Origin of the sequence: Butyricicoccus sp. AM05-1, from assembly GCF_003474415.1 — a bacterium.
Lineage (GTDB): Bacteria > Bacillota > Clostridia > Oscillospirales > Butyricicoccaceae > Agathobaculum > Agathobaculum butyriciproducens.
The window spans coordinates 200,137-215,532 of sequence record NZ_QUDG01000002.1 but is presented as its reverse complement, the minus strand read 5'-3'; the positions used below and the strand labels follow the sequence as shown (position 1 = coordinate 215,532).

At 55.9% G+C, this 15,396-nt stretch carries 11 protein-coding genes; 4 read left to right on the top strand and 7 right to left on the bottom strand.

Annotated elements, in window-relative coordinates; genetic code table 11:
- Positions 1-73 precede the first annotated feature (73 nt).
- From DW088_RS04965 to thiC, 3 genes are all read left to right on the top strand, one after another.
- A complete protein-coding gene (locus DW088_RS04965) occupies positions 74-838 on the top strand; it encodes a thiazole synthase (RefSeq protein WP_110435335.1) in 765 nt (254 codons plus the stop codon).
- A 211-nt stretch (positions 839-1,049) separates the two neighbouring features.
- Positions 1,050-2,240, top strand: coding sequence for a 2-iminoacetate synthase ThiH (thiH, locus tag DW088_RS04960; RefSeq protein WP_442861172.1), 1,191 nt, complete (start codon positions 1,050-1,052; stop codon positions 2,238-2,240).
- A 512-nt stretch (positions 2,241-2,752) separates the two neighbouring features.
- Positions 2,753-4,075: a phosphomethylpyrimidine synthase ThiC gene (gene thiC, locus DW088_RS04955; protein WP_118359958.1), complete on the top strand. Its 1,323-nt coding sequence runs from the start codon at positions 2,753-2,755 to the stop codon at positions 4,073-4,075.
- Between the two features lie 241 nt (positions 4,076-4,316).
- Here thiC and DW088_RS04950 read toward each other — a convergent pair whose 3' ends face one another.
- A complete protein-coding gene (locus tag DW088_RS04950) occupies positions 4,317-4,634 on the bottom strand; it encodes an RNA polymerase sigma factor (protein WP_110435333.1) in 318 nt (105 codons plus the stop codon).
- Positions 4,612-4,854 (bottom strand): hypothetical protein, encoded by a 243-nt coding sequence (locus DW088_RS04945; RefSeq protein ID WP_118359956.1) that lies wholly within the window; start codon positions 4,852-4,854, stop codon positions 4,612-4,614. The genes DW088_RS04950 and DW088_RS04945 overlap by 23 nt, the downstream gene beginning before the upstream one ends.
- Positions 4,855-5,010: 156 nt before the next feature.
- On the opposite strand from DW088_RS04945, the gene spoIID reads away from it, so the two are divergent.
- The gene (gene spoIID, locus DW088_RS04940; RefSeq protein ID WP_118359954.1) at positions 5,011-5,970 is read left to right on the top strand and encodes a stage II sporulation protein D; all 960 of its coding nucleotides are present in this window, start codon (positions 5,011-5,013) and stop codon (positions 5,968-5,970) included.
- Between the two features lie 227 nt (positions 5,971-6,197).
- Here the strand turns inward: spoIID and DW088_RS04935 are convergent, their stop codons facing one another.
- The 5 genes from DW088_RS04935 to glgB all read right to left on the bottom strand — a co-directional run bounded on the left by DW088_RS04935 (position 6,198) and on the right by glgB (position 15,237).
- Positions 6,198-8,645 carry a glycogen/starch/alpha-glucan phosphorylase gene (locus DW088_RS04935; RefSeq protein ID WP_118359952.1) on the bottom strand — a complete coding sequence of 816 codons (2,448 nt, stop codon included), beginning with the start codon at positions 8,643-8,645 and terminating at the stop codon, positions 6,198-6,200.
- A gap of 343 nt (positions 8,646-8,988) precedes the next feature.
- On the bottom strand, positions 8,989-10,425 hold the full coding sequence (gene glgA / locus DW088_RS04930) for a glycogen synthase GlgA (RefSeq protein WP_118359950.1): 1,437 nt from the start codon (positions 10,423-10,425) through the stop codon (positions 8,989-8,991).
- Between the two features lie 192 nt (positions 10,426-10,617).
- Positions 10,618-11,745 (bottom strand): glucose-1-phosphate adenylyltransferase subunit GlgD, encoded by a 1,128-nt coding sequence (glgD, locus tag DW088_RS04925; protein ID WP_118359948.1) that lies wholly within the window; start codon positions 11,743-11,745, stop codon positions 10,618-10,620.
- 15 nt (positions 11,746-11,760) lie between these two features.
- Positions 11,761-12,969 (bottom strand): glucose-1-phosphate adenylyltransferase, encoded by a 1,209-nt coding sequence (locus DW088_RS04920; protein ID WP_118359946.1) that lies wholly within the window; start codon positions 12,967-12,969, stop codon positions 11,761-11,763.
- A gap of 96 nt (positions 12,970-13,065) precedes the next feature.
- Positions 13,066-15,237 (bottom strand): 1,4-alpha-glucan branching protein GlgB, encoded by a 2,172-nt coding sequence (gene glgB, locus DW088_RS04915; RefSeq protein WP_118359944.1) that lies wholly within the window; start codon positions 15,235-15,237, stop codon positions 13,066-13,068.
- Positions 15,238-15,396: the final 159 nt, after the last annotated feature.

Sequence of the window (15,396 nt, the reverse complement as noted above, 5' to 3'; positions counted from 1 at the left end):
CGTTCCCCTTTCTTATTTATACTATCAGTTTATACGTTTCCCTTAAATGGGTCAAGAAAAAGGAGTTTTTCACATGAAAGATACGCTTGTAATCGGCGGACACGAGTTCCAGTCCCGCTTTATCCTTGGTTCCGGCAAGTATTCGCTCGACCTGATCAACGCTGCTGTGCAGAATGCAGGCGCACAGATCATCACGCTGGCACTGCGCCGAGCAAATGAGGGCGGCACGGCTAACATCCTCGACTATATTCCGGAAGGCGTAACGCTGCTGCCGAACACCTCGGGTGCCCGCAATGCCGACGAGGCAGTTCGCATTGCGCGTCTGTCGCGTGCGTGCGGCTGCGGCGATTTCGTCAAGATCGAAATCATGCGCGACAGCAAGTACCTGCTGCCGGACAATCAGGAGACCATCCGCGCGACCGAGATTCTCGCGAAAGAGGGCTTCGTCGTTATGCCGTATATGTACCCCGATCTGAACGTTGCGCGTGATCTGGTCAATGCCGGTGCGGCTTCCATCATGCCGCTGGCGGCTCCGATCGGTACGAACAAGGGCCTTGCTACCCGCGAGTTCATCAAGATTTTGATTGATGAAATTGATCTGCCGATCATCGTGGACGCAGGCATCGGCCGTCCGTCGCAGGCTTGCGAGGCGATGGAGATGGGCGCGGCAGCTATCATGGCCAACACCGCGATTGCCACCGCAGGCGATATTCCGGCGATGGCTGAGGCGTTCAAGCAGGCGATTGAGGCAGGCCGCACGGCATACCTTGCCGGTCTGGGCCGTGTTCGTGAGACGGCTTCGGCATCCTCTCCGCTGACCGGTTTCCTGCAGGATTAAAGTTCTCGATTGAAACCACGCTTTCAATCGAAAAAGGATATGCCGGGCAAAGCCCGGACATATCCGGCAAGAAAATTTGCGCGTCGTTACACGGCACACAAATTTTCTTCCTTGTATAAAAACGCAGGTACACGCCCCGCGTTTTTATGAAAATTGCGCTGCAATTTTCGATTAAATGCGCGCTTTGCGCGAAAACAGAAAGGTATTTGTCATGGAAAACGAAAAAACGGAGATCATCTCCGCAAAATATATCACTGAACAAACCAATCACATGGAGTACCAGCCGGGTATGGACAACATCGGCTCCGAGGTGCAGGACGAGGTCATTTCCCGCATGAACGCCTATGACGCGGATGCCTATACGGCGGCTGACGTGCTGCGTGCGCTCCGCAAGGATGTTCTCTCGCCGGAGGACTTCGCGGCGCTGCTGTCTCCCGCGGCGCTGCCGTTCCTTGAGCAGATGGCGCAGCGCGCACAGGCCGAAACGCGCAAGCATTTCGGCAACTCGGTGCAGATGTTCACGCCGCTGTATATCGCCAATTACTGCGAAAATTACTGCATTTACTGCGGTTTCAACTGTCATAACAAGATTCGCCGTGCCAAGCTGGACATGGACGAGATCGAGCAGGAACTGAAGGCCATCGCGGAGACCGGTCTGCAGGAAATCCTCATTCTGACCGGCGAGAGCCGTGCCATGTCGCCGGTATCCTACATCGGTGAAGCCGTTAAGCTGGCGCGCAAGTATTTCCGTGTCATCGGCATCGAGATTTATCCGCTCAACGTGGATGAGTACGCTTATCTGCACGAGTGTGGTGTGGACTACGTCACCGTATTTCAGGAGACCTATGACGACCAGAAGTACAAAACCCTGCACCTCGGCGGTCACAAGCGCATTTTCCCGTACCGCCTGAACGCGCAGGAGCGTGCACTGATGGGCGGCATGCGCGGTGTCGGCTTTGCGGCGCTGCTCGGTCTGTCCGACTTCCGCAAGGATGCGTTTGCGACCGGTCTGCACGCGTATCTGCTGCAGCGCAAGTATCCGCACGCAGAGATCGCGTTCTCGTGTCCGCGCCTGCGCCCGATTATCAATAACGATAAGATCAATCCGAAGGACGTGCACGAGCCGCAGCTGCTGCAGGTGGTCTGTGCATACCGCATCTTCATGCCGTTCGCGTCCATCACTATCTCGACCCGCGAGCGAGCGGGCTTCCGTGATAATATCATCGGCATCGCCGCCACCAAGATTTCCGCAGGTGTAGACGTCGGTATCGGCGGTCACTCCGGCGAGGATAAGGGCGATGAGCAGTTCGAGATTTCGGACGGCCGCTCGGTCAATGAGGTATATCAGGCGATCTGCGATCACGGTTTACAGCCGGTTATGGCAGATTACTTATACGTTTAATACATTTCTGCTGTATTTTGCCGAAGGCAAAACAAGCAGAACAGGCGCACCGCAGTGTGCCGCATAAAATTCCCTAAGAAAGTCAGAGCGTGTACCTGACTTTCTTACCACTGCCCGCGCCGCCGCGGCGCGGCCTCGTTTGCTGTGCAAACGAGAGGGGGATATCCGGACAAGTTTCCCTGGAAACTTGTTCGGTATCTAAGGGGGACAGCGTCCCTCTTAGAACAAGGTTTGTCTGCCGCCGAAGTGCGGCGGGGTCGTCAGGACAGAGCGCACCGCATGCCTCGGCGTCCCCTTTTCATACCGCACTCCGGAAGCAATATAAAAGGCAATCCCGCACAATTAAAGCTGCGGCGCTTTACGGAAATTTTGCGTCCTGATGTTGTTGTGATTTTTTGCAATACACTCGTATTGCTGCAAAACCACGCCTAATCAGTACGCAAAATTTACTCGTAAATCGCTCTTGCTTAATTATGCGGCATTGCCTAATTCAGAAGGAGTATCAGTAAGCCATGAGAAATTATGCAACGCAGATGGATGCCGCAAAGCGCGGTATCGTCACGCCGGAGATCGAAACGGTCGCCAAAAAGGAAAACCGTCCGGTCGAGTTCATCATGGAACGAGTCGCAAAGGGTACGATTGCGATTCCGGCGAACATCAATCACAAAAGCCTGTCCGCAGAGGCGGTCGGCGACGGCACCCGCGTAAAGATCAATGTCAATCTCGGCATTTCGGGTGACTGCAAGGACTACGAGATGGAGCTGCGCAAGGTGCGCATGGCCGTTGACATGGGCGCGGAGTCCATCATGGACCTGTCCAACTACGGCAAGACCAACACCTTCCGCAAGCAGCTGATCGACATGTCGCCGGCGATGATCGGCACCGTGCCGATGTACGACGCGATCGGGTATCTGGAAAAGGACCTGCTCGAGATCACCGCACAGGATTTCCTCAAGGTTGTTGAGGCGCACGCCAAGGAGGGTGTGGACTTCATGACCATTCATGCGGGTATCAATCGCCGTGCGGTCGAAGCCTTTATGCGTGAGGGCCGCAGGATGAACATCGTCTCCCGCGGCGGCTCGCTGCTGTTCGCGTGGATGAAGATGACCGGCAATGAGAATCCGTTCTTCGAGTATTACGACGAGGTGCTGGACATTCTCCGCCGCTACGACGTTACCATTTCGCTGGGTGACGCACTGCGTCCGGGCTGCATTGATGATGCGTCCGACGCGGGTCAGATCAGCGAGCTGATCGAGCTGGGCAACCTTGCACAGCGTGCGTGGGCGAAGGACGTGCAGGTTATGATCGAAGGTCCCGGCCATATGGCGATGAACGAGATTGCGGCCAATATGCAGATGGAAAAGCGCCTTTGCCATGGAGCGCCTTTCTATGTCCTCGGGCCGCTCGTCACTGATATTGCACCGGGTTACGACCATATTACCTCGGCCATCGGCGGCGCTATTGCCGCACAGGTGGGCGCGAACTTCCTGTGTTACGTTACACCGGCGGAGCACCTACGCCTGCCAGATGAAAATGACGTGCGCGAGGGCATCGTTGCCAGCAAGATCGCGGCCCATGCCGCCGATATCGCACTCGGTTTGCCCGGTGCGCGTGACCGCGATAACGCAATGGCGGACGCGCGTCATAAGCTGGACTGGCCCGCGCAGTTCGCGTTGGCACTCGACCCGGAAAAGGCGGAGCGGTTCTATAATCAGGTTCCGCCGACCGAGCGTCATACCTGCTCGATGTGCGGCAAAATGTGCGCCGTGCGCACCACAAATATGATCCTTGAGGGCAAAGAAGTCAAATTCTGCTCGGAAAAGGGCGCATGCTGATGCTTCGGAATAAAAAAGAGCGGTCGGGAGACCGCTCTTTTTTGAAGCTGTCGAAAAACGAACGTTTTCCGAGCCGCCTCTCGATAAAAACCACGCTTTCGATCGAAAACTGAAGAATAATCGCGCCTTGCAGGCAGGATTCCGTTTGCTTCGCAAGTGTTCGATCTCAATTTGGCAATCAAACAAACAAAACCGGCACATAAGGAGAGAAACCTCTGTATGTGCCGGTTTTCGCTTGCAGCTAAGAAAAATACTGGTGTCTCAGCTCCAGATTGTACGCAAGCAGCGTCCGCAGCCGCTTTTTGCCGCGGGAACAGTGCCGCGATACCGCCGATGGACTGATCCCAAGCCGTTCAGCGCACTGTTTGCAGGATAATCCCTCCACCTCGATCATCCACAGCACCTCGTACTGCCGCGGTGTCAGCTGCTCGCGCATGGCCCGGAAGAAGGCCGTGCGGAATGCCTGCCGGAAGCCGCGGTCGTCCTCCGCGAGCAGACCGAGATACTGCCGGTAGGCCAGCCGTGTCGCTGTGTGCTCAGACAGCGCGACAGTCCGCATGCGCGTCACCTTCTTCGCTGTGGTCGTGGTAGTGCTCCATCAGGAATACGGTCTGACGGCTCTCGTTGATCAGCGTCTGCAGGAATTTTGCGCGCTGTTTGAGCCGGTAGCGCACCTCCGGCTGACGCGTACGCTTCTGTGCCGCCTGAAGCTGCTTGATACGCAGCTCCAGCAGAGCGACATTTACACGGTATTCCTGCGCCATCTCACACAATTTCATGGCGGCCCCTCCTTACGATATACGAACAAATGTTCGATTCTTTATGTCCCTTATAATACAACATAAAGTATGAGTTGTCAATGAAAAACTATATTTTGTGTTATATTCCTAAAATTCGCATCATACATTGTGGTAGAGAGGGAAGGAGGAGATACCATGCACAGACTGCTGCTGACCGGTGTCGGGCTGGTGCTGGTGCTGTATTTGCTGCCGATATTTTACCCAGCGGAAACGGACAAGACAGAGCCGCAGACACCCTCAGAAAGCGTCACAGCGGCAGCGACAGGCGGTTCGGACATCACGGTTCTGGTGAACGGCAAGGCGCAGGAAATGCCGCTGGAGACCTATGTGGAAGGCGTGACGGCGGCAGAGATTGCGGACGATTTTCCGGTTGAAGCCATCCGCGCACAGGCGGTCGCAGCGCGGACATACGCGGTGTATAAGCAGTCGAGAGGACGGCCGGCAGAGCATCCGGATGCGGACGTCTGCGACGATTACAGCCATTGTGCGGCATACCAGCCGGACGCGGTCAAGACGTTCAGTGTCGGCTATTCGCGGATACGCAAGGCGGTCAAGGACACGGCAGGGCAGATCCTGACCTGCGACGGTGCACCGATTGCGGCTGTGTTCCACTGCGTCAGCGGTCCGAAGACCGAGTCTGCCGCCGATGTCTGGGGCGAGGATATTCCGTATCTGCAGAGCGTGGTCAGTCCGGGCGGCACGCAGTACGCCGGATACGAGAGCGCGGTGACACTAACGGCGGATGCGTTCCGCGAAAAGGTCGCGCAGACTCTGCCCAAAGCGGATGTGAGCGGCAAGCCCGACCGCTGGTTTGCGTCCTCGGTGCGCTCGGCGGCTGGCGGCGTGAAAACCGTGAAGCTCGGCGGCGTGACCGTCGAGGGAACCGCAGTGCGGGCGCTGTTTGGCCTGCAGTCCACGAATTTTACCATCACAACCACCGAGGACAGTATTACGTTTCACACCATCGGATACGGACACGGTGTTGGTCTGTCGCAGTACGGTGCGAAATATATGGCGGAGCAGGGATATGATTATACCGAGATACTTGCGCATTACTACCCGAATACAGAGTTGAGATTGGAGAGTGGAGAGTGAAGAGAATGGAAAATGGGAAGATTGCGAACTATGTTCGCATATAAAATGGAGCGCGCAGCGCGACAAAAAAGTCAGGACATGTACCTGACTTTTTAACAAACAGAGAAATCCCCCGAAAACCGGGAAGTTTTCGGGGGATTTCTCTGCAATAGCCCTTACAGGCTTGTCTGGCAAGGGTGTTTCTCGATAGAAAGGACGGTTACGTCCTTTCTATCGAAGGCGAAGCCTTAGAATGCGAAGTTGGTCTTAACTCTCCAGATATTCTGTGCATACTCAGCGATCGAGCGGTCCGCTGCGAAGCGGCCGGAGTTTGCAATGTTGATCAGCGCCATGCGGTTCCACTGATCCTGATCGCGGTAAACCTCGCTTACGCGCTCCTGAGCGGCTGCGTAGGATGCGAAGTCCTTCAGGCTCATATAGCGGTCAGCCGGACCGCCGTTGCCGCCGTGCAGCAGCAGGTTGGCAATATCGGTGTAGTCCACGCCGTCACCGAAGCCGTGGATCATCTGATCGAGCACGCGGCGGATCACCGGATCGTTCTGGTAGATGACCATCGGCTCATAGCTGCCGGAAGCGGCCAGTGCCTCAGCCTCGGGCGTCTCCATACCGAAGATGAAGATGTTCTCCTTGCCGACTGCCTCGCAGATCTCGACGTTTGCGCCGTCCATCGTGCCGATGGTCAGAGCACCGTTCATCATGAACTTCATGTTGCCGGTACCGGACGCTTCCTTGCCGGCGATGGAAATCTGCTCGGAAACCTCGGCAGCCGGCATGATGATCTCAGCCAGCGATACCTTGTAGTCCTCGAGGAATACGACCTTCAGCTTGTCGCGTACTGCCGGATCGTTGTCGATCATCTTGGAGATGGAGTTGATCAGCTGGATGGTCTTTTTCGCAACTGCGTAGCCCGGTGCGGCCTTGGAGCCGAAGATAAAGGTGCGCGGAACGAAATCCATATCCGGATTGTCCTTCAGCTTGTGGTACAGGCTGATAATGTGCAGAATGTTCAGCATCTGGCGCTTGTACTCGTGCAGACGCTTAACCTGTACGTCGAAGATGGAGTCCATGTTGACTTCGATGCCGTTGTGCTCCTTGATATAGTCCGCCAGACGCTGCTTGTTGTGGCGCTTGATCTCGCCCAGCTTGTTGAGCAGCTCCTTGTCGTCCGCATAGTTGTTCAGAACCTGCAGCTCGGACGGATGGGTGCGGTAGCCGGTGCCGATCTTGCTCTCAATCAGCTCAGCCAGCTCCGGGTTGGCCTCACACAGCCAGCGGCGGTGTGCAATGCCGTTGGTGACGTTGCAGAACTTGGAGGAGTAAATCTTGTAGAAATCGGTGAATACACGCTCCTTGAGGATCTCGGAGTGCAGCGCGGATACGCCGTTGATGGAGAACGAGCCTGCGATAGCCAGATGCGCCATGCGGACGGTATCGTCGGCAACGATAGCCAGCTTGGAGATCTTCTGGAAGTCGTTCGGGAAGTAGTTCCACAGCTCCTTGCAGAAGCGCTCGTTGATTTCGTAGATGATCTGCATAACACGCGGCATCAGCTCCTGAACGAGCGATACCGGCCAGCACTCGAGGGCCTCAGGCATAACGGTGTGGTTGGTGTAAGCAACAGACTGGCTGGTGATGTTCCAGGCCTGCTCCCAGCTCATGTCGTTTTCGTCCATCAGGATGCGCATCAGCTCCGGAATAACCAGGGTCGGATGGGTATCGTTGATATGCAGGACGTGCTTGTGCGCGAAGTTTTCGAGCGTGCCGTACTTGGCCTTGTGCTTTGCACAGATGTCCTGCAGGGTTGCGGAAACCAGGAAGTACTGCTGCTTGAGGCGCAGGGACTGACCCTCGCGGTGGTTATCCTCCGGATAGAGGACCATGGAGATAGTCTCCGCCAGTGCGTGCTTCTCCAGTGCCTTCAGATACTCACCGGAGGAGAACAGCTTCATGTCCAGTGCGATCGGGCTCTGTGCCTTCCACAGGCGCAGACGCGCGATGTTGTTGGTGCCGTAGCCGGAGATCGGCATATCATACGGAACTGCCAGAACCGGCGTGTAATCGTGGTAGTTGACGATCAGCTTGCCGTTATCATCGAAGTAGGTGTCAACCGTGCCGCCGATCTTGACCTCGCGGGTCTCATCCATTGCCGGAATCTGCCAAACCTCGCCGGTAGACAGCCAGGAATCCGGCAGCTCGACCTGCTGGCCTTCTACGATCTTCTGCTTGAAAATGCCGTGCTCGTAGCGGATGGAGTAGCCGGTGCCGCGTACGCCGTCGGTCGCCATGCCGTCCATGTAGCAGGCAGCCAGACGGCCAAGACCGCCGTTGCCCAGACCGGGATCAGCTTCCTCCTCGAAGATGTCCGCCATCTCGAAGCCCATGTCCTTCAGGGCTGCGGTCAGAGCGTCCAGCATACCGAGGTTGTAGGCGTTGTTGCGCAGGCTGCGGCCAACAAGAAATTCCATGCACAGGTAATGCACCTGACGCTCTCCGTCGCGCTCTACCTCATTCTGGGTCTCGATCATGTGCTCGGTCAGTGCATCGCGCACTACGAGGGCACAAGCCTCGTATACCTGATCCTTGGTAGCGTCCTCTACCTCGCAGGCAAAATGTCGCTGCAGTTTACCTGCAATGGCTTCTTTCAAAGCGGTCTTTGTGTACTGGGTCTTTGGCATGGTCTTTCTTATCTCCTCACATAATTTTGGTAGGCAGTCCCACGCGGTTGCATCGGCGGTGCTTGTCGGAAATTTTGTGCCCTGATTTCGTTGCGGCTTTTTGCAATACACAAAGTATTGCTGCAAACCCGCGCCTCGTCAGGACGCAAAATTTGCTCGACAATCCCTCGCCGCTGAACCGCGCGGGACTGCCTTGGAGGTACTGCTGAGCGATGCGGCTGCCGCATTACTCGTCAGCACCTCTAAGGGTGCCGTAGATTTCAATGGGATGAAAATTACGGAATCACCGGTTACCGTCACCGTATTCCCTCAAATCGGGTGACGGGTCGGGCTGACAGGTCGGTTACTGACCCATCGCGGTCTTGTAAACCTCGATATATTTATCGGCAGAGCTGCCCCAGCTGAAGTCGCTCTGCATACCCTGCATAATCAGCTTGCTCCACGCAGGCTTGTTAAAGCGGAATACGCCGCAGGCCTCGCGGATAACGTGCAGCATGTCGTGCGCGTTGTAGCTTGCAAAGGTGAAGCCGTTGCCCGTGCCGGCATAATCGACAAAGGCGTGAACGGTGTCCTTGAGGCCGCCGGTCTCGCGGACGATCGGAATAGTGCCGTAGCGCAGTGCGATCATCTGTGCCAGGCCGCACGGCTCGAACTTGGACGGCATCAGGAACATATCGGCGCCTGCGTAAATGCGGTTTGCCAGATCGCCGGAGAACATGATGGACGCGGAAACCTTATCCGGCCAGCGGCGCTTGGCCTCGATGAACATCTGCTCATAGCGGTAGTCGCCGGTGCCGAGCACGATCAGACGAATATCATCCGCCAGAATATCCGGCAGGACTGCTTCCACAAGGTCGAGGCCCTTCTGGTCAACAAAGCGGGTAACGATGCCGATGACAGGCGTGTTTGCATCGCCCTCAAGGCCGCAGAGCTTCAAAAGCTCGGTCTTGTTGACCAGCTTATCCTGCGGGTTGTTCGGGCCGTAGTTCTTGAAGATCTTGCTGTCGGTTTCCGGATTGAAGGCATCCATGTTGATGCCGTTCAGGATGCCGTGCAGCTTGTAGCTGTTCATGCGCAGCACGGAATCCAGACGGTAGCCGTAGTATTCGGTCTGAATTTCGTTGGCATAGGTCGGCGAAACCGTGGTGACAGCCGTGGAAGCCACGATAGCAGCCTTCATCAGGTTGACGTCGCCGTCCATCGCCATAAAGCCGGAGCGGAAGTGTGCGTCGTCAATACCGAGCACATACTCCAGGATCTCACGGCCATAGCGGCCCTGATACTGGATGTTGTGGATGGTGAACACGGTCTTGATATTCTCGTAGAACGGACGGGAAGCGAACATCAGGTTGTAATAAACCGGAACGAGGGCAGTCTGCCAGTCGTTGCAGTTGATCACATCCGGCTTCCAGTCCAGATCGGGCAGTACCTCGAGTACCGCCTTGGAGTAGTACGCGAAGCGCTCTGCGTCGTCGTACTCGCCGTAGATCTGGCCGCGTGCGAAGTAATACTCGTTGTCGATGAAATAATAGGTAACGCCGTCCGCCTCATAGCGGAAGATACCGCAGTACTGGTTGCGCCAGCCCAGACGGACGTAAGCGTTTTTGATGTAATAGAACTTTTCGCGCATACTCTGGTCGATCGCAGAATACAGCGGGCAGAATACACGCACGTCGTGTCCCTTGGCAGCGAGTGCCTGCGGGAGCGAACCTGCTACATCGCCCAATCCGCCGGTTTTGATGAACGGAGCGCATTCGCTGGTAACATACATGATTTTCATAAAGCCGAGCCTCCCCAACAGAGAGTGCGGAAACAGCGCTGACCGTTTCCGCACCCGTTGTAATTTTATTATACTCGTTTCTGTCTGAATGTAATATAGCAATATTTCACGAACATTTGCGCTGCGGAAAATGCGTTTTTGCTGTGATAGCAACTTCTAAACAGAAGTTTATGCGGATTTAACAGAAAAGGATCAAACGGTTGCGTTTTTTGCGATGGTGATCGGATAATTTTCGTGTCCCATCATGGTGCGGCCATTACGGATAATAACATTGCGGTCAGTGATGACATGACGGAGCGAAGCCTCGGTCAGAATGCGTCCGCTTTCCATGATGATGCAGTTATTGACCTCGGCGCCCTTTTCAATCACAACGTCGCGGAACAGGACGGAGTTCTTTACCTTGCCCTCGATGCGGCAGCCGTCGGCGATGAGGCAGTCCTCTACGTCGGCTTCATCGCCGTAGTAGGTCGGAGCCTCGTCCTTGATGCGGGTCAGGATCGGACGGGTGCGCTTGAATACCTCGTTGCGGACATCCTTGTCGAGCATGTCCATGTTGGAGCGGTAGTAGTCGAAGGTGTCCTCGACCTTGACGGCGTACTCGTTGAACAGGTAGCCGGCTACCGTGCCGTCCATCAATGCACGGGTGAGGAACTCGCGCTCGAAGTGGATGCAGTTATGGGTTACGCAGTCGGACAGCATGTGGATAAGGTACTGGCGGCTCATGACGTAAATGCCGAGTGCCGCATGCTTGCACTTGCCCTCGTTGCAGTCTCCAACGCGGATGTCAACGGCTTCCTTCTTGCGGTTCAGCTCCACATAGGTGGTAAATGGGGAATCCTTCTGCTTCTTGGTGCATACCATGGTCAGGTCTGCGCCGGACTTGATGTGGCGGTCGATAACGTCGTCGAGCGGTACATTGGCAACAATGTCGCCGTCCGCTACGACTACATAGTCTGCACGGTTCTTCTGCAGGAAGTCAACCGCACCGGCCAGTGCGTCGATCTTGCCGCGGTACTCGCCGGTTACCAGCGGAGACGCCTTCTTGGAGTAGGAATACGGCGGCAGCATGGTTACGCCGCCGTTCTTACGGGAAAGATCCCAGTCCTTGGCGTTGCCGATGTGGTCGATAAGGGACTGGTACTTGTCCTTCATCAGTACGCCCACGCGGTAAATGCCGCTGTTTACCATATTGGAAAGCATAAAGTCGATAATGCGATACCGACCGCCCCACTGTACCGCACCGACGGTGCGGTGCTCGGTGATCTCACGGAGATCGCTGTCGGTATCAAATGCAATGATCATGCCTAAAACGCTGTTCATGTTTGTGCCGCCCCCTTACTTTACGTCCGGCAGATCCTTGTCTGCCATTTCCTTAGCGGCCAGCTTTGCGCCGCTGCCGATGCGAACGCCTTCGGCTACTACCGCAACGCCCCAGTTGTCTGTGTTGCCGTCGGACGGACTGCCGCCGACTTCCGCGCCCTTGGCGATAACGGCCTTTTCGGCTACGATGGAGTAGCGCACGGTCGCGCCTTCCTCAACCACGGCACCCGGCATCAGGATGGAATATTCCACCTTGGCACCCTTGCCGATCTTAACATCCGAGAACAGGACGGACTCGGAAACGTCGCCGTAGATCTCACAGCCCTCGGAAAGCAGGGTATGGGTAACCTTAGCCTGCTTGGAGGTGAAATGCGGAGGCGAACCGGTGGTGCGGCCGTAGATCTTCCAACTGTCATCGGAAAGCTGCAGGCCGGAGTTCGGAGAGAGCAGATCCATGTTTGCTTCCCACAGGCTCTCGATGGTGCCTACGTCCTTCCAGTAGCCCTTGAAGCGGTAGGAAACCAGCTTTTCGCCGTTATTCAGCATCGCCGGAATAATGTCCTTGCCGAAGTCGTTGGAGGACTGCTCGTTGGCCTCGTCATTGATGAGGTATTCCTTCAGCTTCTTCCAGGTGAAGATGTAGATGCCCATGGAAGCCAGCGTGGACTTCGGCTCCTTCGGCTTCTCCTCGAATTCGTAAATGGTGCCGTCCGGCTTGCAGTTCATGATACCGAAACGGGAAGCCTCGGAAAGCGGAACGTCCAGCACCGCGATGGTCGCGTCAGCGCCGGTCTCCTTGTGCTGCTGGAGCATCTTGTTGTAGTCCATCTTGTAGATGTGGTCGCCCGAGAGAATGAGGACGTACTCGGGATCGTAATCCTCCAGGAACTGAATGTTCTGGTAGATGGCGTTTGCGGTGCCCTTGTACCACTCGGTCTTTTTGCTCTCGTACGGCGGCAGAACATAGACGCCGCCGCGCAGGCGGTCGAGGTCCCACGTCTGGCCGGAACCGATGTAAGCGTTGAGTACATGCGGCTCGTACTGGGTCAGCACGCCAACAGTATCAATGCCGGAGTTGACGCAGTTGGAAAGCGGGAAGTCGATAATACGGTACTTACCGCCGAACGGTACGGCAGGCTTAGCGACCTTTTTGGTCAGCACATACAAACGGCTGCCGCGGCCGCCTGCGAGCAGCATGGCTACGCATTCTTTTTTCCGATACATGTAAATTCTCCTTTTTCACAGTTTGCATCGCTGCGATCTATACGCCGTCTGGCGTATCCCCTCTGTGTATCTCTTTTGCAGCAAACTTGCGCTTGCTTATTTAGAACCGCCGGTTGCGGTTACTGCCTTGTCTGTCGGTACGGAAACCGCCTTTTCGGTGGTTTTCGCAACTGCCTTGGTGCCGGTGCGTGCCACCGCCTTTTCAGTGGTCTTTGCAACGGATTTGGAGCCGGTCTTGGCAACGGCCTTCTCGGTTGTGCGGGCTACGGCCTTGGTGCCGGATTTCGCAACTGCCTTAGTCGAGCGGGTGCGCTTTACCGGTTTCTTGGCAGCCGCGGCTTTTGCGGCCTCGATCTCTGCCTTGGTGCGGCGCTTGGCTCTTGCCTTGCCCTTGAAGAACAGTACGCCGAAGCGCGGAATCTTCAGAACAATGGACTGTTCCTGACCGTGCATGGGCTTGTTTTCGGTCTTGAGCTTGCCGTTTGCCATGCCGCTGCCGCCGAACTCGGTCTTGTCCGAGGTGAATATCTCTTCATAAGTGCCGGTGATCGGAACGCCGATGCGGTATTCCTGCTGCTCCTCCGGAGAGAAGTTGACAACGACCACGATATCCGAGCCGTCCTTCGCCACACGGCGGAAGGCGATGATGTTGTTGCGATTGTCCTCATGGCTGATCCACTCAAAGCCGCGCCAGTCGGTATCCTGCTCCCACAGCTGCGGAGTAGCAAGGTAGAAGTGATTGAGCGCCTTGACGTACGCCTGCATCTGGCGGTGCGCCGGATAATCCAGCAGCATCCAGTCCAGTCCGCGCTGGTACGCCCATTCGGAGAATTGTGCAAACTCGCCGCCCATGAACAGCATCTTCTTGCCCGGGTGTGCGGCCATGTAGCCGTACAGCGCACGCAGACCGCCGAACTGATTCTCGTACGGAGGCGGCATCTTGCTGATGAGCGAGCACTTGCCGTGCACGACCTCATCGTGCGAGAGCGGCAGGATGTAGTTTTCGGAAAAGGCGTACATGAACGAGAAGGTGATCTTGTCGTGCATGTCCTTGCGGAAGAACGGGTCCGCCGAGCAGTAGCACAGCATGTCGTTCATCCAGCCCATGTTCCACTTGAAGTTGAAGCCCAGACCGCCGTCGTAACCCGGCTTGGTCACCATAGGCCATGCGGTGGACTCCTCGGCGATCATCATAACGTCCGGATGGTCGGTCAAAATGTACTCGTTGAGCAGCCGCAGGAAGTCAACGGCCTCCAGATTTTCGCGTCCGCCGTGAACGTTCGGCCGCCATTCGCCCTGACGGTTGTAATCCAGATACAGCATGGAAGCGACCGCGTCCACGCGCAGGCCGTCCATGTGGAATTTCTCGATCCAGAACATCGCGGAGGAGAACAGCAGGTTTCTCGTGGAGACCTTGCCGTAGTCGAATACGCGCGTGCCCCATTCCTTGTGCTCCATCTTGAGCGGATCGGCGTATTCGTACAGGTGCGAGCCGTCAAACTCGACCAGTCCGCAGCCGTCCTTCGGGAAGTGCGCCGGAACCCAGTCCATGATAACGCCCAGACCGGCCTGATGAGCTTTGTCGATCAGGTACATCAGATCCTTCGGCGTGCCATAGCGGCTTGTGGCGGCAAAGTAGCCGATTACCTGATAGCCCCACGAGCCGTCGAACGGATACTCGGTCAGCGGCATAAACTCGATGTGGGTGTAGCCCATTTCCTTGACATACGGCACAAGCTCGTCCGCCAGCTGGCGGTAGGAGTAGAAGTTGCCGTCCTCGTGCATCTTCCACGAGCCGAGGTGGCATTCGTAGATGTTGACCGGATTGGAATACGGCAGGTGCTTTTTACGCCAGTCCAGCCACGAGGCGTCGCCCCATTCGTAGCCGTCGAGGTCATACGCCTTGGTGGCGTTGCCCGGACGGGTCTCAAAATGGAAGCCGTACGGGTCGGACTTGTCAAACACATCGCCGGACTTAGCCCATACACTATACTTGTACGCGGCATATTCCGGAATATTCGGAATAAATTTCTCCCAGATACCCTGTTCATCACGCGTCATATAATCGGCGTTGCGGTTCCAGTCGTTGAACTCACCCATGACAGAAACCTTTTCGGCCTCCGGTGCATAAACGCGGAACAGATAACCCTGTTCACCATCCTGCACGAAAGGGTGGGCTCCCATGTAATCGAATGCGCGACAATCCCGGCCGGAATAGAAAAGCTCGCTTCGCTTTTCAGCGGCGGGTGCTGCGGATTTTTTCTTCATACAGCATCTCTCCCTTTACAGCCGCCAAATGGAGGAAAATAAGAATATTTTCCAACAGTTTGTGTACTTCGACAGAATTTTGGCGGAATACCCTCACTTTAGTTAGATATAGTATACATCACATAAATAGAAAAGTCCAGCAATTTAGCACAATTACTG